Source organism: Blastococcus colisei (assembly GCF_006717095.1).
Classification (GTDB): Bacteria; Actinomycetota; Actinomycetes; order Mycobacteriales; family Geodermatophilaceae; genus Blastococcus_B; species Blastococcus_B colisei.
The window spans coordinates 3,673,403-3,699,414 of record NZ_VFQE01000001.1 but is presented as its reverse complement, the minus strand read 5'-3'; the positions used below and the strand labels follow the sequence as shown (position 1 = coordinate 3,699,414).

Genomic DNA, 26,012 nt, shown 5'->3' with positions numbered 1-26,012 from the left:
GGTCGGTGACGGCGGCCGGGTCACCCCCGTCGGCCCGGTGATCGACCTCATGGGCTTCAGCGTGGCGCGCCGACCTGCCGCAGCCTGTCGGCCTCATCGAGTCCACCGACGGCGGCCGCACCTGGACGCCGCTGTCCCGACAGGGGCAGTCGGACTTCGACAGGGGCAGTCGGACTTCCACGGCTTGACCGCCAGCGACGCCGGTGTGCTCGGCGTCGACGGGGCGCTGATGCGAAGCGCCGACGGCCGAGAGTGGGAACAGCTGGACATCCCGGTCGAGCCGCACTCGCTGGCGGCGTCACCGGACGGCATGCACGTGCTGGCGACCACTCAGCAGGGGCTCCTGCGTTCCGTCGACGCGGGGTCCTCGTGGTCGTCGGTGGATGGGGCGCCCGTCCTCCAGGTGGTTGACTGGGCCGACGGCGACAGCGCCGTCGGAGTCACCCCTTCCGGGGTGGTGTGGTCCAGTGCCGACCGGGGTGAGAGCTGGCAGGAGGCGGGGCGGCTGGACGCGGCTCCGCAGCTGTGGCGGCGTCAGCGGAAGGCGATGCGATGCGGCTCGTCGTCGTGACCACCGAGGCCCTCGTCGAGTCGTTCGACGGCGGCGTCACCTTCGAGGTCCTGCTGGAGCGGTGACGCCGAAGCGGGGGTGCCAGGCCGCGGTGGACCGTGGCGCCCCCGGCGGCGGCGTCCGCGTGGGCCTCGGTCAGCCCAGCGAGCTGATGAGGTCCCGGCAGGCCCGCTCGCAGCGCCGGCAGGCCTCGGCGCAGACGCGGCAGTGCTCGTGCATGGAGGCGTGGCTCTCGCACTCGTCACCGCACGCCTTGCAGGCGGCGGCGCAGGCTTCGAGCACCGCCCGGGTGAGGTTGGCGTCGTAGCCGGTGTGCCGGGACAGCACCCGGCCGGTGGCGTCGCAGATGTCGGCGCAGTCGGTGTTGCTGCGGATGCACTTGGTCAGCTCGGCGACCGTGTCCTCGCTGAGGCAGGCGTCGGCGCAGGCGGTGCAGGCCTGGGCGCACTCGAAGCAGGCCCCTCGATGCACTCGAGGAGCTTCTGCTTGTCGACTCCGCCGAGGTCCTTGGGGTAGGTGTCGAGCATCTGGGCTGCCACGGTCATGGTTGTCTCCTCGGATTCTCGGCGCCGGACGGCTCGGGTGCCGCCCGGATCTGGCGCCGACGAATCCGGCGGTACCCGCAGACCCGTACGGGTATGAGTGGTCCGGAGGTGTTTCTCGATGTCTGAACCTGACCACGCGCATCCAGTTGATCCCGAGCGTGTCGCGCACGCCCGAGCCCGGCTGCCCAGTCGGGAGGAGGCCGCCCAGCTGACCAGCGTGCTGAGCCTGATGGCCGATCCCACCCGGGCCCGAGTCCTGTTCGCGCTCGACCTGGTCGAGGAGCTCTGCGTCGGCGACCTCGCCCTGGCTCTGGAGGCCAACGAGGACGCCGTGGGGTACGCGCTCCGGTTGTTGCGCACGGCGGGACTGGTGTCCAACCGGAAGCAGGGGCGCGTCGTGTTCTACCGCCTGGCCGAGGGTTTCCCCGAGCCACTGCGGGAGCACTGCCTCCGGCAGTTGGTCGTTCTCTCGGAAGCGGCGCCGAACGACGACTGACAGTCGGTGTGTGAGGCTGGCGCGGTTGCCCAGGTCGCCGCGGCGCAGCCAGCGGCGCAGGCGAGGTTCGGTGCCGAGCGCTCCGCGGAGCCGGAAGGCGTCGACGATGGTCTGCGGCAAGGGCATCGGCCACCGGTGCTGGTGATCAACGTCAGGTCGAGTCCACCGACAGTCTGGGGCCGTCTACGCGCTATCCCCCGGACAGCACGCAACGGCACCTTCCCCGGCTGCATTCACCGCGGCCGCTCGTCCCGCTCCTTCGTCACCGTTGCGATACGGTGCGTCACCGTGCGTGGGGGAGGGGACATGAACGAAGGCAGTTCTGTGCTGGCGGTCGTCGACGCTATGGATGGCGTTCCGGTCGTGTGGTGGGTCGACCTGGGCCCACGGATCGCCGGCATATCCCGGCTGTGTGGCGCGTGGGTCGTCGACGGCGCCGAACGCGCCGAGACGCTGCAGGCGCTGACCGCTACCCGTGTGACCCTGTCCACCGTCGGCGGGGAGCAGGCACTGAGGGAGCATGAACGGGCCACCGAACGGGTGCTCGACCTCGAGGCGACCGTCACCTCGGTGGTCGCCGTCCGGAACGAGCTGCAGACCGCCTACGAGGAGGCGGCCACCAGCAAGAAGAACCTGACCCCGCCGCGGTGGCCGACGCTGCCCGAGCCGTTGGACATCGAGGCCGCGGAGGCCACCGCGGGTGATCCTCGGACGGCGCGTGTCCTGGGTATCGCCCGGTGGCTCAACGACCTGTGCCTGGCCTGGGACGCCGTCGAGGACGAGCGGCTGAAGCGTTCTTACATGCGTCCGCTCGGTGGCCCAGCCGAGCGGGCGCTGCCGGCCGTCATCCGGGACGCGCAACCGGGCGTCGCGGCGTGACCGGGCTGCTGCCGGCGCCCCGGCCGGCGCTGGATGACCGCACCGGTCCGGGAGCCGACGGGTTGAACTTCGTCGCGATCGACGTCGAGACCGCGAACGCCCGCCGCGGCTCCATCTGCGCGATCGGCGCGGCCGTCGTCCGCGACGGCGCCGTTGTATCCACCCACTCGTGGCTGACCCGGCCGCCGGCGAGCCTGGATCACTTCGATGGCATCAACGTCGCCCTGCACGGCATCACCCCGGACATGGTGGCCGACCAGCCGTCCTTCGCCGTGCGGCTGGACCAGCTGCTCGAAGTCACCGGTGGGCTGCCCTTCGTTGCGCACAACGCCGCCTTCGACATTGGGGCGCTGCGTGAGGCCTGCGTTGCCGTCGACCGGGAGTGGCCGACCACCGATTACGCATGCTCGCTGATCATGGCCCGGCGGGCGCTGGATCTGATCTCCTATCGCCTGCCGATGGTCGCCGCCGAGTGCGGCGTGGCCCTCGCCGCCCACCATGAGGCCGGCTCGGACGCGCTGGCCTGCGCCCATGTCGTCCTGGAGGTCGCCCGGCGCCGGGGTGCCGACAGCCTCGGCGGTCTCCTTACCGGCCTGCAGGTGCTCACCGGGCGCCTGGAGGCCGCCGCATGGCAGGGCTGCCGGAGCACGTCGTCCTACACGGGACCAGAGCTGCCCGACGTCGCGGCCGACGCCGACCCGGAGCACCCGCTGTACGGGCAGGTCATGGTCTTCACCGGCGCGCTGAGCATTCGCCGCCAGGATGCCTGGGACACTGTCGCCCGCTGCGGCGCCGTCGTGGAGAAGGGCGTCAACAAGCGGACGACGATGCTGGTGGTCGGCGACGGGTTCGCCGGTCATGACCCGGCAGACTTCTGGACCGGCAAGGCGGCGAAGGCGGTGCACTGGCGGGAGAAGGGCCACCGGATCGAGGTCCTTACCGAGGGCGACCTCATCGACCTACTCGCCGAGACCCGCACCTCCGGCGTCCGGGACGTGGTGCCCGCCTGAGCCATAACGTCGCGGCAGGTGGTCTTTCCCCGCAGCGCTGCAGCGCGATCAGCCGAGAAGGGCCGGGCAGTAGTGCTGCAGAAGGAGTCGGGTCAGCTGCTCCCCGCGGCTGGTGATGGCGTCGAGGTTCCCGCGGCTCATCTTCTTGAAGTTCGTCCCGTACTGGTTCACCTGCTCCATCGGCACCAGACCGGGGGCCGGCATGGGCAGCCGGCGGTCCCGCATGCCCAGGTAGGCGTGAACGAAGCCCCGAATCTGTCCGGTGCTCCGAGCGGCGTGCAGCCGTGCCCGGGTGCCGTCCTGGGTCTTGCGGTAGGTGATGTCGAAGCTGCGCATCAGGCGGAACGGCAGCACCCTGGCCCTGGATGCCCCCCGCTCCTGGCGGCCGGCGTCACAGGCGACGATGTAGTCGAGCGGGTACACGTGATCGCTGAAGCGCGGATCCCGGCCGGGCTCGAGCACCGGCAATCCCAGGTTGTCGTACACGCCGCCGTCGGTCAGTGCGAGCCGTTGCTGCTGAGTCTGACCTCCGCGCTCGAACGTGTACGTCCTCTGCACGGCTGGGAACGCGAGTGGAAATGCGGCGCTGGCGGCGACGGCCTCCGCGACGCGGATGGGCTCGACGATGCGACCGTACGTGGAGAGGGAGCTGAGGTCGCTGCCGAACCGGACCGCGCGGGAGGTGATGAGGTCCGTGGCGGAAAGGACCGTCGAGAGCCCGGCGTACGTGACATCGGGTAGGTACTTGTCGCCGAAGGCGCGGTCGGCCAGGAGGGCGGCGAGCACGTCGGTGCGGTTCCGGCTGGGCCGCCCGCGGCCGTCGGGACGGGCGGCCGCGATGAGATCGACACCCCTGCGCGCAACGCGCACCGGGGACAGGGTCCTCGTGGAGAGCTCCAACTGAAGCCCGCGCTCGAGGAGTTCGACGACCTGACCATCGAACTCCTGGAAGCTTGACGGCCCGTAGGCCCACAGCGCCGCGAGCAGGCTTCCACCGCTGATACCGCTGACCACCGTCACCTTGGACAGGACGCCGGTGTCGTGCAGGGCGCGCAGGCAGCCGAGGCCGAACGCGGTAGCGCGGAACCCGCCGCCGGACAGGGCGAGGCCGACCCGATCGGTGGTCATCGGCTCCCACCGAGCCACCGTCGCCACCACGGCACTTCGTGCGGCTCGATGGACTCCCGCACCCGGAAGTACTTGCCCGGCGGTAGGGCCGGTTGCTGCGGCGGAGGTCCGCTGGAGTCCGCACGGTGAACGACGCGCAGATACAGCTGCGGCGGCGGTGTCCGATCGGCGCCGTCCCGCCAGCCGGTCCAGGCCGGGTCATAGCCGCCCACGATCAGCATGAGGCAGCGAGGTGGGCCGCCCAACGCGGAGGTGACGAGGTTCGCCATGCCCGTCTCGTCCGTTCGGCTCGGCACGGCCGGCCCGTCAGGGTGGGTGTGCCACATGCCCACGAACGAGGTGATCGTGCCCGTTGTCCGTGCGTAGTGCTCGACCAGATCCTGGGAGCCCTCGATGCCGTGCCGGAAGTGCACCGCGCTGCACAGGCTGTCGGGGGTGGGTGGTGTGGCGTCGTCGATGTACACGACCCCGGCCGCCTCGTCGATCTGACCGAGGAGCATCCCGCCCGTTTCGATGTCCGGCCCGCGGAGGCGCGCACCACGGCGGACCTCTGCGCGGATGGTGCCAAGCGCGGTCTGGCTGACCCGGACCTGGAAGGCCCCGTCGACCGTGGACTGGACGCAGTCCTCGGGCCAGCCGACCCACGTGGTCCCCGTCGCGCCGTGCGCGTCGTCGTCCGTGGGCTCGAGCCGGATGGCCGCGGCGGCCATCGGGAGGCATGGTGCCCCCGGGAGCCGGCCGGCCAGGGCATCCAGCCCCGCGCTGAGCAGGGCAGCGGCGAGCGCGGTGGACTCGACGTGGGAACCGGTGAAGGTCGGCGCTGAGCAGCCGGGCTCGGGGAGGAAGACGTCGGTCCGTGGGCTCGACGGGTAGAGGTCGGTGGCCACGTCGGCGAGCTGGGTCGCGTGGGTGCTACGTGCGGCGATGCCCAGCCGGCGCAGCACGTCATCCCCGCCGCCGGAGGCGCCGGCGCGGGAGACGGCGATAACTCCGCGGCGCGCGCGGTGCCCGACCAGGACCGTCAGCAGCGCTGGCCACGTGCCCGATGTCGTCGCTCGACGCCGTTCCAGGGCGGAACGGACAGCGGCATCGGCGGTGGCGTCGATGATCAGGTCGAAGCGGTCGTCACCTTCGGCTGGTAGCCGCGACACGTAGCCGACGGCGTTCTGGCTGCCCCCGGTGACCCGGTAGCCGGGGTAGCAGCCGGGGTAGATGAGGCGCAGGCGTTCGGCGAGCACGAGGGCCTTGGGACGGCCGATGTCCCGGTCCATGTATGGCTGTCGGACGAGGATGCCGGGGGTGATAACTCCGTTGTCGATGACGGTCACGTCGCTCCCGCCGGCACGCACCACCGCCTCGGCGACGGGCGCGCCCAGCGCGCCGCACCCGAGGACGAGAACACGCTGGCCTCCCAGCCAGGTGGCAGAGCTCTCCGCGTCCCGGCGCCGCGTCGTCTCCCGTCGGTCCTCGAACACGCGGGCCCAGCGCACCGGGTCTGTATCGAGCCAGTCCAGACCCAGCTGGTTGAGCCGGTCGCGGTTGTCGTGGCGCTTCCGCGACGTCGTCATCAGCTTGCCGAGCCGACCGGTGAGCTTTCCGGTGAGCGAGTCGATGCGCCAGGCGACCAGGTGAGCGACCCGTTCGCCCGGTACGACCTCGCGCGACGGTGTACCGACGATCACCATCTGCGGCACGGCCCCGGGCCCGTAGGGCCACTCCTCGCCCTCGGGCGGGGTCGGAACACCCCGCTGCTTCGCCACCAGGACGTTGCCGTAGGCCACGCCCGCCATCAGAGCGAGCAGTTCCTCTCGAGGGAGGCCCTGCTGCTCAAGTCCGCTCAGCAGGTCGCCCCCATGGTGGGGGTACTCGAAACCGATGTCGCCGGTCAGGACCACGGCCGCCGCGGCGACCAGGTGCCTGCCGTTCGGTCCCTTCGGGGGGCCGCCGGCGGAGACGCGCTTCCGGTACTCGGAGGCATCCATCCAGTTGATGACGTCGAGCCGCTCGCCGTTCCGGCTGTCCTGGGTGCACAGGGCGACCAGCAGCGCCGGCCCGTCCGTGGAGGGGCAGCGCCACGGCACCCGGTCGCCGAGATCGGCCCGCACCACCAGGCTGCCCGAGGCGCCGGAGGTGTAGGCAACGGGCGGGTGCAGCGGGACGCCGTCCGCGTCGAGGGTGGCGGCGGCGGCGCGCTCGAGCCACAGCAGCAACCGGTCGACGAGACCACGCATGCCGTCGCTGGGTGCCCACTCGGTGGACGGCGCGGCGTACAGGCACAGCTGATAGCCCCACTGGACGTGCGGCGTGCCCGCCCACCGGCGGTGCCGGACCTGCACGATCGGTGGCGCGAACGGAAAGTCATCCCGGACGATGAGGAGGAACGTCTCCCGCTGGCGCAGGTGGATGCCCGGGCCTGGCTCCCGACCGTCCAGCGGAATGGACAGCAAGATCTCCAGCTGCCGGGAAGCGCGGCCGTAGGTGACACGAAGCACCTCTGGTCCGCCGTGGCCGGCGGCGAGGGCCTGGAGTTGCTCGAGGGCCAGGCGCTGCCCATCGCTCCACGCGGCGGGGTCGGTCATCAGCGGCCGAAGCCGACGACTCCGGACGGTGCGGTCTGGCCGCCGCGCTGCTCCTGAACCCGCTCCCGAACCCGTGCGATTCCGGGCTGCGCCGACGGTGCAGCGCGCTCCCGCCCGCGCCAGCGCTCGGCACCGTACGCGGCGGCCGCGGCAAGGGCCGCAGCCGCCGCGACCTTCCCGAGGCGGTTCGGCGAGGGCCCGAATGCCTTCACCACACTGCGGGCGGATTCCTCGACGACTGCCGGGTCCAGCAGGCGCGCCCCCGTGGGGTCGACCTCGAAGACGATCGGCACCGGCGCTGCCGTCGATCCGTGCTCCATCGTGCAGATGAAGTCGTCCGTGATCTCCTCGTAGCGATCTGCGGCGGCCCGATGTGGCGGATTCGCGCCGTCGGTGTCCGTCACCGGCACCGGATTGCTGCTGCTGACGATGGTCGACCACGTCTTGGCGTTCTTCTCGATCGCCTCCAGGACGTCGACCTTCAGGTCGCCGTCGACGTACATGACGGACTTGCTGCAGTGGTGCGGTGCGAGCAGGACGTCCCATGCGAGCCGCTCCGCCCGACCGGCAGCCTCGCTGTAGTCGAAGATCTTCACGATCGTCTCGTAGGCCAGGTCGCCGAACAGCAGGAACTGCCCGACCCCGTCGCCGTCGATCAGAGTGACCTGCATGGCGACGGAGGTGTCGTTGCGGGCCTTCGCGCGGTCGTCCTTGAACGGTGCGTGCAAGAACGCCTCGAACCGGCCGGTGCAGTCGACGCCGTCCAGGATGGTCACCACCTGGCCGGGACCGGACCGGTACTCGTCCGGCAGGTCGGCGTAGCCGTGGAAGTCCCCGTCCCTGTCGTGGCCGACGATCCGTACCCGGTCGCCGCTCTCGGGTTCTTCGCCCTTCTTGACCGCGGCCCGGGTCGCGGCCACCCGGCGCTCGGCCTCATCGTGGAACGCCTGGGCCGACTCGCAGATCTCCGCAGAGGGATCGTCCTCGAGCTCGCGCCACAATCGCGGCGTCGCCCACAGCTCCCCGATCGTGACTCTCGACAGCAGGTCCTCGAAGCCGCAGCAGTGGTCCTTGTCGGCGTGGGTCAGGACGAACACCGCGAGATACGGGCGCCCGTCTCGCTGCGGCAGCGCCTCGACGAGCCGGTCCACGACCGCGATCTCAGGTGTGTCGTCCTGGTCGGCCTTGGCCATGTCGCGCAGGTCGACCTGCACGACGGTCTGGTCGTCCACCACGATCGTGATGCTGTCGCCGCTGCCGACCGGCCAGAACACGACACCGCGCTGGGTCAACATCTCTGCCATCGAGCTCTCCCGTGGATCGGGTGACCGCGCGGGCCTCCAGAGGGGGCCGGGCGGATCGGAAAGTGACGTCCGGGCCACCGTAGACACGAGGTACGACATCTAGCCGCGATCGGTGATGATCATGGCGGGCGCTGCGAGGAGGTGGGGACATCGACGGAGTGAGCGCCGGCAGCACCCGAACATGGTTGGGTGGGCAGTCCGGGCAGTCGACCTTGATGGCGCCGACGGCTCGCAGGTGATCGGCTCACCATGTCTGGGCCCACATGTCAGTGCCGCATGTGGCACACGCAGGTTGTGGGTCCTCCTCTGTCTGGACCCCCGGCCGGGTCGCCTCCGGGGGAATCGGCGTTCCGCGACGTCGCGGCGCCTCGGTAGTGGTGGTCCGGCCGGGGCCCGGCGGTGAGGGGACGGGGCGCGCGGTCGGCAGGCGTCGCTCGTGCCGTTCTTGCTCACGGGGTCCAGGTGCGAGTGGCCGGAACCCAGGTGGCGGTGTTCGGCACGGTGGATGCGTCGAGCAGCGGATCGGCGAACTGGAAGGTGGTCTCGAGCAGATCGGCGAATTGGTCGGGCAGCCGGTCCTGCAGGTGTTGGCGGTCCCGCCACCGGCGGTAGCGGGTCTGGGCGAGTTCGGCGTACCCGTCGAGGATCTCGCGCAGGGGCGGCAGCTCAGTGCCGCGGTGGTGGGCCACCGAGAGGATGGCCTGTCGTGCGGCCTGCGCGGTGAAGCCGTGTGCGCCGGTCAGCAGGTAGATGTCGCCGAAGTCCCGCCAGCGGGTGTTCGCGGTGCCGCGCTGGGCGGCGGTGACGACCTTCTCGGCGAGCACCATGGGGATCGGGTAACCGAGCAGGTCGATCTGGCCGCCCAGCAGGCGCGGGACGTGCACCGTCTCCGGTTGCGGCCAGATCGGGTCGCCGACGTTGACATCGACGTGGAAGGTCTCGTTGGCGGTCGCGAGCTGGGCGCGCAGGGTGACGCGGACCCCGCTGTACTCGTCCTCGTCTCGGATGGACTCGGCGTGGACGTTGGAGGTGTCGAACTGGAGTCCGTCGTCCTGGTCGGTGGGCAGGACGGTCTGGGCCACGTCGATGACCAGTTGGCGGATGTGCTCGATCTCCCGGGACTGGGCGAGCGCGGCGAAGTCGATGTCGGCGGTCGGTCGGCGCAGGTCGTAGGCGGCCAGCAGCACACCTCCCTTGAGGACGAGGGCGTGGACATGTGGGGAGGTGGCGAGCCGGGCGAGGAACCCTTCGAGCGCGTACAGGCGCAGGTACTCGGCGGTGGCCCGGCCGGCCTTCCTGGCTTCCGACCGCAGGTCCAGGTAGGCGCGGCCGTCGGGGGTGGCGCGGGTGGCGGAGGTGCGGCGTGGCGCGGTCACAGCAGAACCTCCAGGGCCTGCCGCAGCGACGGGGTCGCTCGGGGAAAGGACTTCGCCACGCGGAGCAGTTCGACCGGCTGTCCGCCGCGACGCAGCCAGCGGCGCAGCGCCTCGTAGGCCAGGTCCGGGCCGAGCGCCCCGCGGAGCCGGAAGGCGTCGACGATGGTGCGCGGAGCGTTGTAGAGGCCGATCTGCGTGTCGTCGTCGAGTGCCAGTCGGTCACGGCCGATGTGAAAGGTCTCTGTCGAAAAGCTGTGCCACCGGACCGGGACGTCGACGTGCGGGTGCCACGTGCCGCGCGGCAGCGCGACGTCGTGTTCGGCCGGGATGGTGTCGGTCAGCCGGTGCTCGGCTAGCGCCGACGTCAGGCAGAGGGTGGCTTGGGGGGCTCGTTCGGCGATCGTGAGCAGGTCGAGGTCGGCCAGGGGTGCGCTTGTTAGGCGGTACAGGCCGTGACCGATCGCTTCGATCTCGCCGCGGTCTCGCAGCCGGTACAGCTGGTGCTTGGTGAGGCCGGCCGCGCGTGCCTGCGAGTAGGTGAACGTCGCTGGGAGGTCGCCGCGGGCCATCGGACCTCCTCGGAACTAATCCATACAGACAGGGTCTAACTGTAAAGGAAAGTTCCGTCGGATCGGAGGGGTGCGGGGTCGGCACGCGGGAGGCTCCCACCCTGTCCAGCAGCCGAGCGCGCCGGGCTTGCGGCGGCGGTTTGCCGCACTGGCAGGAGAACGATTCTCCAGTAGTCCACCATCGACCGGTCGGAAGGGCAGACCACGTCCGCCCGTGAGTCGGCTTCAGCTGTCGTGGGGACTCCGTGCCTCACCATCCTCCGGTACCCGTGACCTGCGCGTTGTCGCCTCCGGTTCGGTTCTGTCGCCGCCGAGACGCGCCCCCCGACTGACGGAACTGAAGAAGATCTGGAGGTCGCGGTCGCACCGTCGGCGGCATGGAACTTCCAGGGGGAGACTTCCGCACTGACCGGCGAGGCGGCGTGCGATGACCGGTGGATCGACGCCGTGCACGCCGTTGCCGTCGGGTGGGGTTCTGTCGCGTGGGCCGGTGCGGCCGATGTCGGTGGAGGCGATGCGGTCCGCGGTGATCGCGGTCCGCGCCGGTGCATTCGACGGCGCTCCGGCAGCGACAGACGTCGTGGCTCAGGTCGCGGCGACCCGCCCCACCGTTCCCCCGCCTTCGATCGGTGACCTTGACAGAGCCGCGGTGGTGGTGCTGCCCGCCCACGCCGGCGCCGGCGCCTCGACCGTAGCGCTGGCGGTGGCCGAGGGTCTGTCCGCGTATCGACCGGTGCAGCTGGTGGAGTACGCCGACCCTCACCGATCCGGCCTCGCTGCCGCGAGCAGCAGTGAGCTGGGCGTCGACGAGTCCGGCTGGCACCGAGGCCGCCGCAACCGAATCGACCTCGCTCGGCGGGCCACGGATCGCCGGTCCGTCGACGAGCTTTCGGCTCCACCTTCGGCCGGCACGGACCCATCCGAAGGTGACGGGTTGCTGGTGATCGACGTCGGGTGGCCGGTCGCGGAGATGCTGTCCGGGTCGGGGTGGACAAGGGCGCTGCAGGGTGGCGCCCGGCTTGTCGTGGTCTGTCGGGTGACCGTCCCCGCCGTCCGCCAGACCGAGCATGTCCTGGGCGTGCTCGAGGTCCCGGCGGTGGTGGCCTGCGTCGGCTCGGGCCGCTGGCCGGGGATGGTGGCCGCCAGCTGTGGGCCGGCACTGCGGGCGGCCCGGGCGGCCGGCCGAGTCGTGCCGGTGCCCGTCGACCGCCGGTTGGCGATCGCCGGCCTCACTCCCGACCCGCTGCCCAGGCCCGTGGCCGCGGCCGGCAGGGCGCTCGCGAGCCTGCTCGCCCTGGATCCGTCTGCGGTGCCCGACCCGCCGGTCACGCCGCTCCGGGAATGCGCTGATGTCCCGGGGGTGGCGCGTTGACCGAGGACCGGCGAGGACCGGTGCCTCGCCGCCGTTGCGCGATCGTGACCGTCGTCCTGGGGGTCGCGGCGATGTTCGTGGTCCGGGTCGTGCTGGCCGATCCGGTGTCCGCGGCGCGGGAGCTGGACGCCGCGGTGTGCCCCGAGGCGCCGCCCGGCACGCAGGCCTTCGCCGACGATGTGACTGCATGGGCGAAGTGGGGCGTGCTGGTGTTGCTCGTGCTGGGCGCGGTGGTGTCGCTGGGCTCGATTCTGGTCGGCCGGATCTTCTCCCACCCGCACGCCTCCCGGTACGGGGCGATGGGCGTCGCCGTGGTGATCATGGTGGCGATCACCTACACCGTGATCTTGGTGATCCTGGACTCGATCACCGGCAGTGGGTGTACGTGATGGCCACCCGACGCACGACCGTGACAGCGCCGGTACCGCCGCCGGCGTGGGGGCAGGGCAAGTTGCTGGCGGTGCTTGCCGCGGCAGTGGTGGCCGCCCTCGGTCTGTTGACCGGCCTTGCCCTGGCTGTGGCGTATGCGCTGACTTCTCCGGATCCGTCCCCTGCCGACAGCGGGCCGGCCCGACAGCCGACAGCCGACCGAGGGCCGTCGGACCGGGACGCCCAGCGGGACGCGCTGGCCGATGAGCCGATGCCGACCGCCGGTGCGGACGCCGCACTGCCCGGCCCCGTATCGGCCCGCGACCCGGGGGTGATCGAGCTGCCGCGGGCCACCGGAGTCGGCCCGGCGGGCGTCCCCACCGGGTTTCCACGGACGCCGGAGGGGGCGCTCGCGCAGCTGGCGTCGATCGACGTGACGGCGATGCAGTCCGGCTCCCTGGAGGGGGTTCGCCGGGTCATCGAGGCGTGGGCTGCTCCGGGTGGGCCTACCGGTGAGACGTGGAGCGGGGTGCACGGCATGGCCGGCCTGCTGTCGGCGGCCGGACTGTCCGGCGCCGGCTCCCCGCAGCTGGCCATCGTGGTGCGCCCGGCCATGGGGCTGATCAAGGGCGCCGTCGGCCCGGACTTTGCGGTGGTGTGCGTGGACTTCGAGTTCACCGTCACCGTGGAGGCGACGTCCCGGATCGCGATCGCCGATTGCCAGCGGATGACGTGGGCCGGCGACCGGTGGCTGATCGGCCCCGGCCCGGAGCCGGCACCGGCGCCGTCGGTGTGGCCGGGCACCGACCTGGCGATCGAGGTCGGCTACCGGGACCTGCGCTATGGATGAGACCACCAGCGGCCGGATGACGCGGGCGGGAAGCGCGACCCTCGTCGTGGGCGGCGGGCTGACGCTCTTCCTGCTGGCTGGGGTGCTGTCGGCGGGGCCGGCGTCGGCGGAGCCGGCGGTGTGGGCGTTCCCAGCGACCGGCACCCCGGCGGCCGGGGACGAACTGCCGTGTCTGCCGACCAACCCCTTCTGTGCCATCGGGGAACTGGCCGGCGCGGTCGTCACCGACGTGTGGATCAGCGCGATGACCTCGCTGTGGGAGGCGGGGTTGTGGGTGCTCGGGCTGGCGTTCTCGGTGAGCGACGCCCTTACCACCCCGGACCTGTCCGCGGACGGCCCGCTGGCCGAGGTGTATCCGGTGACCTTCGGGATCGGTGCCGCCGTGGCCGCGCTGATGGCACTGGTGCAGCTCGGGGCCGCCGCGGTCCGCCGCGACGGGCAGACCCTCGGGCGGGTGCTGATCGGGCTGGTTCAGTTCGGGCTGGTGTGGGCCGGCTACGTCGGCGTCGCCGCACTGCTGGTCACCGGCGTCGGCGGTCTGACTACCGGCCTGCTCCGGGGCCTGCTGGACATCGACAGCTTGGCCGCCTTCGACTTCTCGCTGAGTGTGGAGCGCGACCTCGTCAACGGCACCGTGGCCACCGTCCTCGGGATGTCATCGGTCTTCCTGCTGTTCCCCGCCGCTGCCGGCTACCTGCTGCTGATGCTGATCCGCGAAGCGGCGCTGATGCTGCTCGCGGCCACCTCGGCCATCTCCGCGGGTGGGCTGCTGGCCGAGACCTCCAGCGCCTGGTTCTGGAAGAGCCTGCGCTGGTTCATCGCCGCGCTGCTGATCTCTCCGCTGGCGGTGCTCATCCTGGGCGTCGGTGTGGCCATCACCGAGGGCGTCGTCTCGGGGAACGGGAACACGAGCTCCGAGGCCGCGATCGGAATGGCAGTGATCGGCTGCCTGCTCATTCTCATCGGCGCCGTCTGCCCGCTGATCCTGTTCCGGTTGCTGGCCTTCGTCGACCCCGGCACCTCCAGCGGGACGGCGATGCGGCAGTCGCTGGCTGCCTCCGGCGGCGTCCTGGGCGTGCTGCAAGGAGGGCGGGCACGAACCGATGCCGTGTCCGGTGGCGTCGCCGGGTCCGGAGCGGCGGCGCGCGTGACCGGCGGACGGGCACAGGGGGAGTCGACGGCAGAGGGGGTGACCGGCGGCCGCTTCGCCGGTGCCGTGCGTGCGCTGGCGACCGGCTCGGCCCAGGTGGGTCAGCTCGCCGCCGGCGCCGCGTCGGCGGGCTCGGATCTGCTGTCCGGTGCCGGGGTCGGGCACCAGGCCCCCTACTACGGACAGCCCGCCCCCAGCCGGGGAGCGGTCCCCGGCGGCCGCGAGCGTTCGCAAGCGCCTTCGCCGCCGACCGGAGAGGAGAGCCGACCAGCCCCTCCGCCGCCTCAGTCTCCGCAGCCTCCGCCGCCTCCGTCTCCGCCGCCTCCGCCGCCTCCGCCGCCGTCTCCGCCGCCGCCACCGCCGCGTCCGAGCGGACCGCCGCCGGACCGTGCGTCGTCCACCCCGCGGCCGGCCGACCCGTCCGCGTCGGGTGGTGCGCGATGAGTGGGGTCCGCTACGGCGACTACTCCCGTGACGCCGCAGGCTGGTTTCTGGGGATGTCCGGGGCACAGCTGGCGCTGGTCACCGCTGCTGGGCTGCCCGCGCTGGTGGCGTTCCACGCACAGGCGTGGTGGCTGCTGTTCGGGTGGTTGCCGGTATGGGCGCTGGTCGCGGCGCTGCTCCTGGTGCCGGTCGGCGGCCGCCCCGCTGCCCGATGGCTCACCGACCTCTGCCTGCACGCGATCGGAGCACTGATGGGCTGGACCACGTTCCGCTCGGCCGCCGCATCAGGGGTGGCCGAGGACCTGTCCCGGGCCGACCTGCCCGGGGTGCTGGCCGGAATCCGCACCCATGACGGGCCGCCCTACGGGCAATTGCTGGTCCGGCCGGTGATCGTGCAGGACCAGGCCGCCCGAACCTGGGCTGCGGTGGCCCGCATCCAGCATCCGGGAATCGGGCTGGCCGAGGCGCACGAGCGGGACCGGATGGGCGCCGGGCTGGCCGAGCTGTGCGAGATCGCCGCCCGCACCGAGCTGGTCGACGTCCTCGCGCTGCAGGTCCGCACCGTGCCCGACGACGGCGCGGAGCGCACCGCCTGGGAGCGCGCCCATGTCCGGGCCGGCGCCCCGGCGCTGCCCGGACAGGTCAATGTGCTGCTGGGACACGTCCTCACGCCGGCCGCGGTCCGCACCGAGGCCTTCCTCACCGTGGTGGTCGACGAGACCAGGATCGCGCGGGCAGCGAAGGAATGCGGCGGGGGCGTGGACGGCCGCGCCCTCGTCCTGCACGGGGTAATGGCGGAGGTGGAAGGCGCGCTGCGCGGTCCGGTCGGTTGCACGCGCGTCGCCTGGCTGGACTCAGCCGGGTTGGCCGTCGCGGTACGCACGGGATTCGCCCCCGGGGACCGCGGGCAGCTCAGCGCCGCCGACCTGGCCGCCGCCGATGATGAACGCATCGCCACCGGGGTGCCGATGGCCGCCGCCGGGCCCACGCAGGCCCGGGCGGAGGTGCGGCACTACGTCCACGACGCGTGGACGTCGGTCACCGACACGATCCTGCTGCCCGACCAGGGCGCCGTGCTCGGGGCCCTGGCGCCGGTGCTGGTGCCGACCACGGCGGGGGAGCGGCGCAGCGTCACCGTCTTCATGTGCCCGCTGCCCCTCGCCAAGGCCACCCGGCTGGTCGGCCGGGAGGAGATGAGCGCCACCACCGGCAACGAACTGAAGGCCCGGATGGGGTTCCGGCAGCGTGCCCGGGCACGGCGGGACACCGAACGCATCGGCGCAGCGGACGAGAAGCTGGCCGCCGGGCGGGCGCTGGTCCGCCCGGCAGTCGCCGCCTGCGTCACCGTCCCCTGCAGCTGGCCGGTGGCCGAGCACGGCCGCCGGCTCGCGGCCTCCATCCGGGCCGCCGGTTATGTGCCGCTGCGCCTGGACCTGGCCCAGGATTCGGGGTTCGCCGCCGCCGCCATTCCGCTCGGGATCGGCCTGCCACCCCGGCGGGGACGACGATGACCGGGTTCGGGCGCCGTCCGGCGCGCCGCGGCCGTGACATCCCGGCGCTGCTCGGCGACTTCGGCCACGACCTACCCACCCTTGCCGCGACACCGGCCACCCGGCCGGAACCGGATCCGTTCAGCCGGCTGGTGTCCCGCCGCGGCCCGACCGGCCCTGGCCGCGCGGCCGCGCTGGCCCCGGTGTCGGTGTGGCGGATGACGTCGGAGCAGACGCCGGTGGTGTGGCCGCTGATCGCCGCCAGCGGGCTGCCGCCCACCGGGGCCCAGATCGGCATCGACCTGCTCTCGGGCGGGGCGTTCTACTGCGACCCGATCGGCTGGGTCACTGACGACGACATCCCCGTGACCAACCCCAACGTCGTCGTCTTCGGCAAACCGGGGCGCGGCAAGTCGGCAACGGTCAAGGCCTTCGCGCTGCGCATGCTGGGCTACGGCTACCGCGCGCTGATCCTGGGCGACACCAAGGACGAGTACGAGCCGCTCTGCCGAGCCCTCGAGGTCGAGCCGTTCGTCGTCGGGCACGGCCTGCCCGCTCGGGTCAATCCGCTGGCGTTCGGCCCGCTCGGACACAACTGGGCGAGCCTGGCCGCCGCCGAGGCCCAGCGCCGCGAGGCGATCATGTTCGCCCGCTGGATCGTGCTGATCCGCGGGCTGGTCGGCTCCCAGCACGTGCCCTTCGGCCCGGTGGAGGAGACCGCGGTGGGGGAGGCGTTGCGGATCCTCACCGGCTACCGCAGCGGCGCCACCCGACTGACCGAGGTGACCATCCCGCAACTGTGGGCCGCCCTTGACCAGCCGACCGGCCAACTGGTCGCGATCTGTCGCTACGCCGATCGCCGGCACTTCCTGGACGCGACCCGCACTCTGCGCGACGCGCTCGGTTCCCTGGTCAAGGGCTCCCTCGCCGGGCTGTTCGACGACCACACCACCATCGCCGTCGATTGGCGGGCACCGATCCAGTCCCTGTCGCTGTCCCGCCTCGAGCCGCTCGGCGACCAGGCCGTCGGTATCGCGCTGACCTGCCTGAACTCCTGGGGGCAGGCCATGCGGGAGATCGCCGACCCCGGCGACCTGCGCATCGTCATCCGCGACGAGACCTGGCGGCAGATGCGCCTGGGCCCCGAGGCGATGAAGAGCCTGGACGCGAACCTGCGGCTGTCCCGCCGCGACGCCGACGTGCAGATCCTGCTCGCCCACAAGCCCTCGGACATGCTCACCGCCGGCGACACCACCTCCCAGGCGGTCGCCATCGCCCGCGACCTGCTGCACCTGTGCGACTGCAAGATCCTGCACGGCCAGGACCAGGCCGTCGCCGACGAACTCGGCACCCTGCTCGGTCTGACTCCTCTTGCGCAGCAGGTGGTCACCGGCTGGGCGAACGCCGGCAAGGGGCGGGCGCTGTGGCTGGTCGGCGACCGGGCGTTCCAGGTGCAGACCGTGCTCACCGAACCCGAACTGCGGTTGACCTACACCAACGACGCCCTCAAGGCGGGGTGACGGCATGGCGGGCGGAGGTGTTGCTGAGCGGTGGGTGCGGCGGCGGACCCGGCTGTGGCTGTGGAAAGTCGCCGCCCCGGTGGTCATTCCGGTGCTGGCCGCGGTGACGCTGTTGATTGTCCCGTTGGCCGTCATCGCCGGCGCAGAGGCCGACACCGCGGCCGGCCCAGGGCTCCGTTGCTCGGCCGGCGGCACCGGCACCACCGTCGCCGGCATCGACCTGGACGCGGTCCAGATGGGGCAGGCGCAGACCATCGCCGACGTCGCCGCCACCCTCGGACTGGGCCCGTACGCGGCCACCGTGGCCCTGGCCACCGCCTACCAGGAGTCGCGCATCCGGATGCTGGCCAACGACGGCAGCAGCCCGGAACTGATCCGCGAGCAGGCGGCGGTCACCGCGACCAGCCTCCAGTATCCGCACGACGGGCTGGGTTCGGACCACGACAGCGTCAACACCTTCCAGCAGCGATGGATGGCCGGGTGGGGCACCGTCGCGCAGCTGATGGACCCGGTGTACGCCGCCCGAGCGTTCTACGACCGACTGGTCGAGGTGCCGAACTGGCAGACGATTCCCCTCACTCAGGCCGCGCAGGCTGTGCAGGTGTCGGCCTACGGCGACGCCTATGCCCGCTGGGCTCCCTTTGCCGCCGAACTGACCGCCATGCTGTGGCCGGCCGCCCAGGCCACCGCGGCAGACCTCGGCGGACCCTCCGGCGGGGTCTGCCCCGGACTCGTGGTGCCGGCCGGGAGCTGGACCCGGCCGACCGACGGGCTGCTCACCTCCGGCTTCGGACCCCGCTGGGGGGCGCTGCACGCCGGGGTGGACATCGCCGGGTCCCGCGACGCCCCGGTGTACGCCGCCGCCGAGGGCACCGTGACCACGGCCGCGTGCACCAGCGCCTTCTGCGACCGGGACGGCGGCCTGGATGTGTCCGGCTACGGCAACCTCGTCGAGATCGACCACGGCGCCGGCGTGGCCACCCGCTACGGGCACCTGTCCCGCTTCACCGTCACCGCCGGCCAGCCGGTCGCAGCCGGGGCGCTGGTCGGGTATCAGGGCTCCACCGGCAACAGCACCGGCGTGCACCTGCACTACGAGACCCGCCTCGACGGCGTCCCGGTCGATCCGGTGCCGTTCATGGCCGATCGCGGCGTCGACCTGGCCGCCGACACCGTGGGGGAGCGACGGTGACCGCCGGGGCGCGGCCGCGGGTCGACGTCGGCCCCTCGGCGTGGGAGATCCCGGCCGCCGTCGCGATGGTCTGGCTGGTGGTAGCTGCGCTGTTGCTGCCCGCCGGACGCGGCACCGCGGCGGCCGTGTTCGGCGGTGGCTGGGTGTGGCCGGCCGAATCGGGGGCGCTGCTGGCCTCGATCGGCGGACTGCTGTCCGGCGACACCTCTGCCGGTCTGGACGCCGTCCAGGTCCTGCAGCTGCCCGGGGCGGCTGTCGTGTACGGGGTGATCGGTGCCGTGCTGATGATCTTCCTCGCGGCCACCGGCGGAGCCTGGCTGGTGTGCAAGCGTCTGGGTGTCGGGGCGGGGACGGGGATGGCCACTCGATCCGAGGCCCAGACGGTTCTCGGACTTTCCCGGCTGCGCGGGGTCGCCGCGCTCATCCGGCCTGACCTGCACACCGACCCCGTCAGGTGGCGCAGCCGTCGGCGGGGTGCGGGTTTCGCTCCGGCGGCGGTCGGCTGGCGCCTGGGCCGCTCGGCCACCCCCCAGGGGGTGGAGTTGTGGGTGCCCTACGACCGGACCACCGGCGTGTATGGGCCGCAGGGTTCCGGCAAGACGCTGGACCTGCTGGTCCCGGCCCTGCTGGGCGCCCCCGGCGCGGCGCTGGTGACCTTGACCAAGGCCGAGGACCTGTTGCTCACCCTCGACGCGCGTGCCGAAGGTGGTCGCCCGGTCGCGGTCCTGGACCCGTTCGGGACCGTTCCCGGGGTGCGGGAGCTGGTGTGGGACCCGGTCGCCGGCTGCGTCGATTCCATGGTCGCCGAGCGCCGGGCCAAGGCCTTCGCCGCAGGGACCGTCGCCGGCGCGGTCAATGGGGGTAGCGGCGATTCCGCGGCCCGGTTCTACGCCTTCGAGGCCGCCAAGGTGCTGCAGGCCTACCTCCACGCCGCCGCGCTCACCGGCCGGACCGTCGAGCACGTGCTCAAGTGGGCGGCGCACCCCCAGGCGGCCACCAAACCCGAAGACATCCTGCGCGGCCATCCGCACGCCGCACCGTTCTGGGACGGGCTGCTGCACGGCGCGCTCCACGGCGACCACCGCACCGCCGGGAACACGATCACCACCGTCCAGCAGGCCCTCAGCCTGTTCTTCCAGGCCGACATCCGACGCCGCTGCGTGCCCGGCCCCGACCGGCCGGCCACCGACATCGCCGAAGTAGTGAAAGCCGGCGGCACCCTGTACCTGCTCGGCCGCGACGACCCGTACGCATCGGCCTCGCCGCTGATGACCGCCCTGGCCGAGCACGTCCTGGACACCGCCCTCACGCTGGCCGGCGCCGCCGCGCAGGGCCGCTTGTGCCCACCGCTGCTGGCCTGCCTCGACGAGCTGCCCTCCACAGCGCCGCTGCCAACTCTGCGCACGAGGATGGCCAACGACCGGGCCCTAGGGATCAGCTTCGTCTACGCGGCCCAGACCTGGCGGCAGCTGGTGATCATCTACGGCGAGGACGAGGCCCGCGCTCTGTTCGGGCTGACCAACACCATCGTCGTGTTCGGCGGCGGCAAGGACGGCGACTTCCACCGCGAGCTCTCCGACCTGCTCGGCGTCACCCGGGTGCGGCGCACCTCCTACACCTACGGCCGCGGCGGGTGGGGCCGATCCACCCACGGCGAGGACGTGCCGGTGCTGCGCCCCGAGGAGATCCGCGGACTCCCGCCCGGCCAGGCACTCGTCGTCGCCGAGAACGCCCCGCCGCTGATCGCCGACCTGTCCCGCGCCATCACCGGCAAGAACGGCCGCGCGCTGCTGGCCGCCCAGGCCGCCGCCCGAGACCGGGCCGCCGCCGCCCGCAGCACCGCCCCGACCCTGGCCGCCCGGACCAGCCACGCCCACGATGCCGCCGCCCGCGTCGGACTCCGCCCGACCTCTCCGGAGACTCGCGATGACTGCTGACCTGGTGCGGGTTTTTCCGCCCCCGCCGCGGTGGGTCCGCCACGCCCTCGAGCAGTCGGCCACCCCGGGTTGGGCCGACCGCGGCCCGGACACCGCGCGGATACCGGGCCGACCGTGGGACCCCGCCGGCTGCCCGGCCCAGCTGCGCGGGCAGCTCTGGCCGTGGCTGGACGACGTCGCTGCCTGGGTCAACCACGAATACGGCTGGCAGACCGCCCATGTCATCCCGGCCTGCTGGCCCCGACACCCCCACCTGGTCCATGAGCTGGCGGTGCTGGCCTGCCTGCGCGCCGCGGCCGCCGAGGCGTCCGGTCCACAGCCGCTGGAGGACTGGCACCGCTACACCCTGCCAGGCTTCCTGGCGCGGATGACCGACCGGCTCGGGATCGGCTGCCCACCGGGCCGGCACACCGACTGGCCGGCCCGCTCCCGACACACCGAATACGCCAGTCCCGAGGCCGCGGACGCCCGCAGCCAGCTGTTCGAAGCCGACGCCGGCGCATCCGGCTCGACGCCAACGCCGTGGCCGGCCCACCCGGACGCCGTCGCCCACGGCGGGCACCGCCGGGACCGGCCGGCGTTCCCCGATCCCGACAAGGAAGGAGCCTCCTGATGAGCAGCGCCCACCGAGAGCCCGCCGGTGACGGCGAGTGGGTCACCCTGATCGACGGTATCCAGTGCCCCCACCGCTGGCTGATCGAGCACACCCCGCAGCTGTACGCCGCATGGCGGGACGCTGACACCCCGGAGTACCGGCGCACCGTCGCCGCCCGGATCCTGCGACTGGCGGCCTACGCCGAGAGCGAGCCACCACCGGAAGTCGAGCTGCCCGACGCGCGGGCGTGGCAGGCAGCCGCCGAGCGGATAGACCGGCGGTTGACCGAGGGCCCGGACTGGCCCCCGCTGGCCTCGGCGCTGACCCGAGCCGCCGCCACCGGGTACGAAGTCGCGGTCCGCCTCCCCGTGCTGGCCGCGGTCGCCCCCCTGCCCGAGCGGCATCCGGCCCGCGAGCTGCACTGGCGGCTGCTCGACGACTGTCCGGCCGCCGCCGGACCACTGCCTTCGAACGAGCCGAGCACCGGCGGGCCGGCACCGGTCGGCCCCCCGCTCGCCCTGCCGCCCGCCACCGGCCCCGGCGGCGATCACGCCGCTGGCCCAGACCGCTGAGGACTCACCGAACAACCCGAGCCGATCCCGGCCGGGTTCATCCGCAGAAGGAGCGCCCCATGTCCGGCGAAACCACCACCACCGTCGTTGGCAATCTCACCGACGACCCCGAGCTCCACCACACCCCCGTCGGGCCCGTCGTCAGCTTCACCGTGGCCGCCGCCGCCCGCGTTCTGGACCGGACTTCGGGGGAGTGGAAGGACGGCGACCCGTTGTTCCTGCGCTGCTCGCTGTGGCACACCCCGGCCGAACACGCCGCCGCCTCGCTGCTTCGGGGGGCAAGGGTCATCGTCACCGGCCGGCTCCGCCAGCGCTCCTTCGAGACTCCTGGAGGGGAGAAGCGGACCGTCATCGAGCTGGCCGCCGACGAGGTCGGCGCCTCTCTGCGTTTCGGACCCACGAGAGTTCGGCTTCCGCTACGGGACGCGTCGAACGGCGCTACTCCGTCGTCGACATGATCACGGTCTGCGGCGGCGCCATCCTCGGTGCCCGCTGGTGGCCGGAGCCCAATGTGCCGCCTCCCCGGCGATCGCGCCCGCTGCCACGTGTCCACAGCACAGCGGCTGTCCACTGATCCGTCCCGAGCCGCCGGATGTCCGGCTCCCGACGGCAGAGTCGAGAACGCACCCCGCCGCGCGATCCCGAAGGGATGTCTCCCCATGACGGAAGCCGCACCGACCGCCCCGGCAATCACGATCCTCAGCCGGGCCGCATCGCTGCTCGACTCGGTCGGCGCCGACCGGACTCAGGTCGACGCCGAGGTCGCCCTGAAGTGTCTGTTCGCTGCTGCCCTGCTGGAATCCGCCGGCGGGCGGGCGGCCCGCGTCCCGCTTCTCCACGGCGACCCGCGAACCACGATCCGGGCCGCCATGGCTGCCCTGTCAGAGCTGGACGAAGCGGTGTTCAGCAGGGAACCGGTGCTCGACGCCGCCCGCGCCGCCCGCCGGGCACTGAGATTGCTCGACTAGCGATGGCCACCTCACTTCAGCGGCTGCTGGACGACGTCACAGCCCGCGCAGCCGACGCCTCGGGGACGCCCTCCCTCACGATCGAGGACACCGTCGGAGCGCTCGGGCATGCCGGAAGGGCGCTCCGGCGACTGGCCGGCGACGGCCTGGACGCGCAGGCCGCCTCGCGTCGGGGACTGCTGGTCGCGCATCTCGGCGCGTCCTGCCAGGCCGTCGCCACTCTGTGGCCGGCAACCGGCGGGCCGCTCACCGACCTGATGGGTGCCGCAGCCGACCTGGCCGGCCGCGAACGGCCACCGGTGGGTCGCGCAGAGCGCCGCGCAGTTTGCGCGGAGTTCGCCGCCGCGGCCGACCAGTGCGCGCACCTGGCTCAACGCCTGGTACCGCAGGCGACGGTCTACGAATTCGACGAGGTTCGGCGGCTGGCCGCAGCGGTCGAGCGGGACACTCTGGCCAATCCTCCCGGGCGTGCTGCCGGCGCAGTGCTGGATCGGCTGATTCCGGTAACCAGAGTTCCGGTGAGCTTCACCGGTGCGCAGGTCGCCGCCGAAGCAGCCGCGACCCTTGTCGCCGCCATCGACCGGGCGGATGGCCAGGGCGGTCTCGCCCTTCGAGAGTTCCGGGCCGTGACTGCGGCCGCCGAACTCAGCGTCCGCAACATCGCCGCCGTAGCCGCGGCACTCCCGGGTGGCGACAATGGTCAACCCTGGCGGTCCGCGGCCATCGCATGGCAGGTGGCCGGCCGTGCGACTTACCTGTTCGAGGACGGTCATGGAGCTCCCCGAACCGAGGTGACCAACTGGGCGAACCTCGTCCCCGACGCACTCCACCGCGACCTGGGCCCAGCGGCCGGCATTGACGCATCGAGCCTCCGCGCGCGCGGCGATCTGCAGGAACTCGTAACCGCCTGCCAGCAGGTCGCCAACCAGATCCCCGTCGTGGCCGACCAGCTGGCAGCAACCACCCTGCGCTGGGCGAAGGAGGGACGGCTCAGTGCCTCTGCCAGAGACCTGCCCCAGATGGAGGACATGCCCGAGCAGCGAGTCCGTGACGTCATCGCCGGGCATCGCGTCATCGCCTCCGGCCAGGACCTCGATCCGCTGACCAGGTCCATCAGCCGGGCCGGCTCACTGTCGACCGCACTGGCGGATGCGCTCAATCATGCTGGGCCAGCAGGTCCGCCGATGCAGCCGAAGCTGGCTGCTGCCTACGCCGCTCGCATCCGCGCCCCGGGAGCGCCAGAAGATCTCGTCCGTCAGGCCCGCGACGTCGAGCACGCCCTGGCCGCGAGCCGGATGCCCTTCCAGTCGAGGCCACGGCCCCAAGAGGGCACGGCGCCCGGTATCTGATCGATTCCGTAGTGGGGGGAGTCACCGGGGTGCTGGTTCCACAGTGATGCACGTATGGCGACGCGAATGGCTACGGAAGGGGATGTGCCTTGTAGCGATGAGGGCTCCGTGGCTCTGGGACATGGAGGCGATAATCGGTGGCGTCGATCACGAAGAGGCCTGACGGCACGTATCGGCCGCGGTACCGGGACGAGAACGGCAAGGAACACGCCAGCCACTTCAAGCGAAAGGTGGACGCGCAGCGGTGGCTCGATGAGGTGACCGCGTCGAAAGTCACCGGCGACTACGTCGACCCCGCTGCTGGGAAGGTCCCCTTCAGGGTCTGGTTCAAGGCGTGGTCGGGTCGGCAGGTGTGGGAGCGGGGAACGACGCTCGCGGCTCAGCAGGCGCAGATTCGGTGACGTTCGCTGACGCGCCCATGCGCCAGATCCGGCCCTCGCACGTGCAGCGGTGGGTCAAGGCCATGTCCCAGCCCGCCGGTGGCCGAAAGTCCGGCCTCGCCCCCAGCGCGATCCGAACCAGGTAGAACTACGTCCACATGGTGCTGCGGGCCGCTGTCGTCGACCGGATCATCAAGGCGAACCCGTCGGCCGGCGTGCCGCTGCCCAGGGCGCGTAAGGCTGCGGCGGCCAGCCCGTCAACGCCGGTTCTGAGGCGGAGACGCCGCTCCACAGCCGGCCAAGGGTGGCGGCCGCAGCGGAGGCTAGGCGGTTGTGAAGAACGGGTGAGGAGCGTGTAGAAGCAGCGCCGCAAACCTGTGCCGGTTGACGTGCCTCAACGAGAATCTTTACCGGGCGGGGCTTCTGGGACACGACGTCATGCCAGAAGATCCGGCGCCATGGCGCCGCTGTCGTGCTCCCCTCATGGTTCGGCCTACGGGACAGGACTCGGGACGTCTGTGGCCGACGCGGCGGGAGTACCGACGATTCGGGTCAGTTTGCGGGGACGGGGGGACCTGTTCCAACGTCTACTGGAATGCCGAACTGGCGAGTGAGGCGTTCGGCCAGCTGTTCAGGTGTTCCTGATATCTCGTCAGGAAAAACCTCCACCCTTATGCCTGAACCGTCGCCATAAGCATACGAGGCCCCTACTCCAGGTTCTGTCTTGAGGAGCTGACTAGCAATCTCCCGGAGATCCTGAACGGAGTAGGCCGTGCTGGCAACCTCCACCATGACGTTGGGATATTCTCTAAGGAGCGTCGTGAGCGCGCTGGCGGGCGGGTCTCCGTCCCAATATAGCCGCAGCCCGTCAGAGGTCTCTGGTGCCTCGACAGAGAGGAATTCTGGTTGTGAACCGAGTTCATTGATGATTGCGTCTGCTGCTTGAGATTCTTCGTCCCGTCCTGCTGCGCCCCCTTCGCCGAAGACAGTCACCTGCACTTCTCGTGGTTCCTGCGCCGGGCGGCCCGGACTAGCACATCCTGCGAGTGCGAGGAGTCCGAGCCCGAGTCCGAGTGCGAATAGGAACTCTCTGGTACTAGATGCGCCTCGTGGCATGGGGTAAATGTTACTCCCTCGGGGGGCAGCGCCGTCTACGGCTTGGCGCTATTGCGCATGGGCTGACATGAAGGTGTGCGACCCGATCGAATGCGTTCTTGCCGACTCCCGGCGGGTGAAGCTTGTCGCGGATCACCGGCTACTGAGCGACAACAAGCCCTTTTGGCTTGGTGACCCTGCACGGTTCCAGATTACGGACAGGAGCGCGAGGAGCTTTGCCCGTCGTGCGTTAACGAGGCCCGCTCCAGTGT

Annotated in this window: 25 protein-coding genes; 18 read left to right on the top strand and 7 right to left on the bottom strand. The window is 71.9% G+C overall.

The window, feature by feature from the left end; all coding sequences use genetic code 11:
* The first annotated feature begins 184 nt into the window (after positions 1 to 184).
* Positions 185 to 571, top strand: coding sequence for a WD40/YVTN/BNR-like repeat-containing protein (locus tag FHU33_RS25950; RefSeq protein WP_246063779.1), 387 nt, complete (start codon positions 185 to 187; stop codon positions 569 to 571).
* Between the two features lie 135 nt (positions 572 to 706).
* Here FHU33_RS25950 and FHU33_RS17600 read toward each other — a convergent pair whose 3' ends face one another.
* A complete protein-coding gene (locus tag FHU33_RS17600; protein ID WP_246063776.1) occupies positions 707 to 1,042 on the bottom strand; it encodes a four-helix bundle copper-binding protein in 336 nt (111 codons plus the stop codon).
* 192 nt (positions 1,043 to 1,234) lie between these two features.
* Between FHU33_RS17600 and FHU33_RS17595 the strand changes: the two genes are divergently transcribed.
* The 3 genes from FHU33_RS17595 (at position 1,235) to FHU33_RS17585 (ending at position 3,501) form a co-directional block, all read left to right on the top strand.
* Positions 1,235 to 1,612, top strand: a complete 378-nt coding sequence (locus FHU33_RS17595) for an ArsR/SmtB family transcription factor (protein WP_142026489.1) — start codon at positions 1,235 to 1,237, stop codon at positions 1,610 to 1,612.
* A gap of 306 nt (positions 1,613 to 1,918) precedes the next feature.
* Positions 1,919 to 2,491, top strand: a complete 573-nt coding sequence (locus tag FHU33_RS17590; protein WP_142026488.1) for a hypothetical protein — start codon at positions 1,919 to 1,921, stop codon at positions 2,489 to 2,491.
* Positions 2,488 to 3,501, top strand: coding sequence for an exonuclease domain-containing protein (locus FHU33_RS17585; RefSeq protein WP_211355173.1), 1,014 nt, complete (start codon positions 2,488 to 2,490; stop codon positions 3,499 to 3,501). The genes FHU33_RS17590 and FHU33_RS17585 overlap by 4 nt, the downstream gene beginning before the upstream one ends.
* A gap of 48 nt (positions 3,502 to 3,549) precedes the next feature.
* On the opposite strand, the gene FHU33_RS17580 is transcribed toward FHU33_RS17585, so the two are convergent.
* From FHU33_RS17580 to FHU33_RS17560, 5 genes are all read right to left on the bottom strand, one after another.
* On the bottom strand, positions 3,550 to 4,629 hold the full coding sequence (locus FHU33_RS17580) for a patatin-like phospholipase family protein (RefSeq protein WP_142026487.1): 1,080 nt from the start codon (positions 4,627 to 4,629) through the stop codon (positions 3,550 to 3,552).
* The gene (locus FHU33_RS17575) at positions 4,626 to 7,208 is read right to left on the bottom strand and encodes a ThiF family adenylyltransferase (RefSeq protein ID WP_142026486.1); all 2,583 of its coding nucleotides are present in this window, start codon (positions 7,206 to 7,208) and stop codon (positions 4,626 to 4,628) included. The genes FHU33_RS17580 and FHU33_RS17575 overlap by 4 nt, the downstream gene beginning before the upstream one ends.
* The gene (locus FHU33_RS17570) at positions 7,208 to 8,512 is read right to left on the bottom strand and encodes an anti-phage 6A-MBL system MBL-fold protein (protein WP_142026485.1); all 1,305 of its coding nucleotides are present in this window, start codon (positions 8,510 to 8,512) and stop codon (positions 7,208 to 7,210) included. The genes FHU33_RS17575 and FHU33_RS17570 overlap by 1 nt, the downstream gene beginning before the upstream one ends.
* Positions 8,513 to 8,961: 449 nt before the next feature.
* On the bottom strand, positions 8,962 to 9,888 hold the full coding sequence (locus FHU33_RS17565; protein ID WP_211355172.1) for a nucleotidyl transferase AbiEii/AbiGii toxin family protein: 927 nt from the start codon (positions 9,886 to 9,888) through the stop codon (positions 8,962 to 8,964).
* On the bottom strand, positions 9,885 to 10,457 hold the full coding sequence (locus FHU33_RS17560) for a type IV toxin-antitoxin system AbiEi family antitoxin domain-containing protein (protein ID WP_142026484.1): 573 nt from the start codon (positions 10,455 to 10,457) through the stop codon (positions 9,885 to 9,887). The genes FHU33_RS17565 and FHU33_RS17560 overlap by 4 nt, the downstream gene beginning before the upstream one ends.
* Positions 10,458 to 11,397: 940 nt before the next feature.
* Between FHU33_RS17560 and FHU33_RS25500 the strand changes: the two genes are divergently transcribed.
* From FHU33_RS25500 to FHU33_RS25945, 14 genes are all read left to right on the top strand, one after another.
* Positions 11,398 to 11,829, top strand: a complete 432-nt coding sequence (locus FHU33_RS25500; RefSeq protein WP_211355171.1) for a hypothetical protein — start codon at positions 11,398 to 11,400, stop codon at positions 11,827 to 11,829.
* Positions 11,830 to 11,873: 44 nt separating this feature from the next.
* Positions 11,874 to 12,218, top strand: coding sequence for a hypothetical protein (locus tag FHU33_RS17550; RefSeq protein ID WP_246063775.1), 345 nt, complete (start codon positions 11,874 to 11,876; stop codon positions 12,216 to 12,218).
* Entirely contained in the window at positions 12,218 to 13,048 is an 831-nt protein-coding gene (locus FHU33_RS17545) for a hypothetical protein (protein WP_142026483.1), read from the top strand. Before FHU33_RS17550 ends, FHU33_RS17545 begins: the two co-directional genes overlap by 1 nt.
* Positions 13,041 to 14,642, top strand: a complete 1,602-nt coding sequence (locus FHU33_RS17540) for a hypothetical protein (RefSeq protein WP_246063773.1) — start codon at positions 13,041 to 13,043, stop codon at positions 14,640 to 14,642. Before FHU33_RS17545 ends, FHU33_RS17540 begins: the two co-directional genes overlap by 8 nt.
* On the top strand, positions 14,639 to 16,153 hold the full coding sequence (locus FHU33_RS17535) for an SCO6880 family protein (RefSeq protein WP_142026482.1): 1,515 nt from the start codon (positions 14,639 to 14,641) through the stop codon (positions 16,151 to 16,153). Before FHU33_RS17540 ends, FHU33_RS17535 begins: the two co-directional genes overlap by 4 nt.
* Positions 16,150 to 17,652: an ATP-binding protein gene (locus FHU33_RS17530; protein ID WP_142026481.1), complete on the top strand. Its 1,503-nt coding sequence runs from the start codon at positions 16,150 to 16,152 to the stop codon at positions 17,650 to 17,652. Before FHU33_RS17535 ends, FHU33_RS17530 begins: the two co-directional genes overlap by 4 nt.
* 34 nt (positions 17,653 to 17,686) lie before the next feature.
* Positions 17,687 to 18,844, top strand: coding sequence for a M23 family metallopeptidase (locus FHU33_RS17525; protein WP_246063771.1), 1,158 nt, complete (start codon positions 17,687 to 17,689; stop codon positions 18,842 to 18,844).
* Positions 18,841 to 20,781, top strand: coding sequence for a type IV secretory system conjugative DNA transfer family protein (locus FHU33_RS17520; protein ID WP_246063769.1), 1,941 nt, complete (start codon positions 18,841 to 18,843; stop codon positions 20,779 to 20,781). The genes FHU33_RS17525 and FHU33_RS17520 overlap by 4 nt, the downstream gene beginning before the upstream one ends.
* Entirely contained in the window at positions 20,771 to 21,394 is a 624-nt protein-coding gene (locus FHU33_RS17515) for a hypothetical protein (RefSeq protein ID WP_211355170.1), read from the top strand. The genes FHU33_RS17520 and FHU33_RS17515 overlap by 11 nt, the downstream gene beginning before the upstream one ends.
* Positions 21,394 to 21,948: a hypothetical protein gene (locus FHU33_RS17510; protein WP_211355169.1), complete on the top strand. Its 555-nt coding sequence runs from the start codon at positions 21,394 to 21,396 to the stop codon at positions 21,946 to 21,948. The genes FHU33_RS17515 and FHU33_RS17510 overlap by 1 nt, the downstream gene beginning before the upstream one ends.
* Before the next feature lie 59 nt (positions 21,949 to 22,007).
* Positions 22,008 to 22,406, top strand: coding sequence for a single-stranded DNA-binding protein (gene ssb / locus FHU33_RS17505; RefSeq protein WP_142026479.1), 399 nt, complete (start codon positions 22,008 to 22,010; stop codon positions 22,404 to 22,406).
* 201 nt (positions 22,407 to 22,607) lie between these two features.
* Positions 22,608 to 22,916: a hypothetical protein gene (locus FHU33_RS17500; RefSeq protein WP_142026478.1), complete on the top strand. Its 309-nt coding sequence runs from the start codon at positions 22,608 to 22,610 to the stop codon at positions 22,914 to 22,916.
* A 257-nt stretch (positions 22,917 to 23,173) separates the two neighbouring features.
* Complete coding sequence (locus tag FHU33_RS17495; RefSeq protein WP_246063767.1) at positions 23,174 to 24,265, top strand: hypothetical protein; 1,092 nt, start codon at positions 23,174 to 23,176, stop codon at positions 24,263 to 24,265.
* A gap of 137 nt (positions 24,266 to 24,402) precedes the next feature.
* Positions 24,403 to 24,666 carry a hypothetical protein gene (locus FHU33_RS25945; RefSeq protein ID WP_246063765.1) on the top strand — a complete coding sequence of 88 codons (264 nt, stop codon included), beginning with the start codon at positions 24,403 to 24,405 and terminating at the stop codon, positions 24,664 to 24,666.
* 531 nt (positions 24,667 to 25,197) lie between these two features.
* Here FHU33_RS25945 and FHU33_RS17485 read toward each other — a convergent pair.
* A complete protein-coding gene (locus FHU33_RS17485) occupies positions 25,198 to 25,638 on the bottom strand; it encodes a hypothetical protein (RefSeq protein WP_142026476.1) in 441 nt (146 codons plus the stop codon).
* Positions 25,639 to 26,012: the final 374 nt, after the last annotated feature.

What these genes read in the sequence shown, in the direction of transcription:
- FHU33_RS17595 (WP_142026489.1), top strand. Translation starts at nt 1,235, where the DNA reads ATGTCTGAACCTGACCACGCGCATCCAGTTGATCCCGAGCGTGTCGCG.
- FHU33_RS17590 (WP_142026488.1), top strand. Translation starts at nt 1,919, where the DNA reads ATGAACGAAGGCAGTTCTGTGCTGGCGGTCGTCGACGCTATGGATGGC.
- FHU33_RS17580 (WP_142026487.1), bottom strand. Translation starts at nt 4,629, where the DNA reads ATGACCACCGATCGGGTCGGCCTCGCCCTGTCCGGCGGCGGGTTCCGC.
- FHU33_RS17575 (WP_142026486.1), bottom strand. Translation starts at nt 7,208, where the DNA reads ATGACCGACCCCGCCGCGTGGAGCGATGGGCAGCGCCTGGCCCTCGAG.
- FHU33_RS17570 (WP_142026485.1), bottom strand. Translation starts at nt 8,512, where the DNA reads ATGGCAGAGATGTTGACCCAGCGCGGTGTCGTGTTCTGGCCGGTCGGC.
- FHU33_RS17560 (WP_142026484.1), bottom strand. Translation starts at nt 10,457, where the DNA reads ATGGCCCGCGGCGACCTCCCAGCGACGTTCACCTACTCGCAGGCACGC.
- FHU33_RS17545 (WP_142026483.1), top strand. Translation starts at nt 12,218, where the DNA reads ATGGCCACCCGACGCACGACCGTGACAGCGCCGGTACCGCCGCCGGCG.
- FHU33_RS17540 (WP_246063773.1), top strand. Translation starts at nt 13,041, where the DNA reads ATGGATGAGACCACCAGCGGCCGGATGACGCGGGCGGGAAGCGCGACC.
- FHU33_RS17535 (WP_142026482.1), top strand. Translation starts at nt 14,639, where the DNA reads ATGAGTGGGGTCCGCTACGGCGACTACTCCCGTGACGCCGCAGGCTGG.
- FHU33_RS17530 (WP_142026481.1), top strand. Translation starts at nt 16,150, where the DNA reads ATGACCGGGTTCGGGCGCCGTCCGGCGCGCCGCGGCCGTGACATCCCG.
- FHU33_RS17515 (WP_211355170.1), top strand. Translation starts at nt 20,771, where the DNA reads ATGACTGCTGACCTGGTGCGGGTTTTTCCGCCCCCGCCGCGGTGGGTC.
- FHU33_RS17510 (WP_211355169.1), top strand. Translation starts at nt 21,394, where the DNA reads ATGAGCAGCGCCCACCGAGAGCCCGCCGGTGACGGCGAGTGGGTCACC.
- ssb (WP_142026479.1), top strand. Translation starts at nt 22,008, where the DNA reads ATGTCCGGCGAAACCACCACCACCGTCGTTGGCAATCTCACCGACGAC.
- FHU33_RS17500 (WP_142026478.1), top strand. Translation starts at nt 22,608, where the DNA reads ATGACGGAAGCCGCACCGACCGCCCCGGCAATCACGATCCTCAGCCGG.
- FHU33_RS17495 (WP_246063767.1), top strand. Translation starts at nt 23,174, where the DNA reads ATGGGTGCCGCAGCCGACCTGGCCGGCCGCGAACGGCCACCGGTGGGT.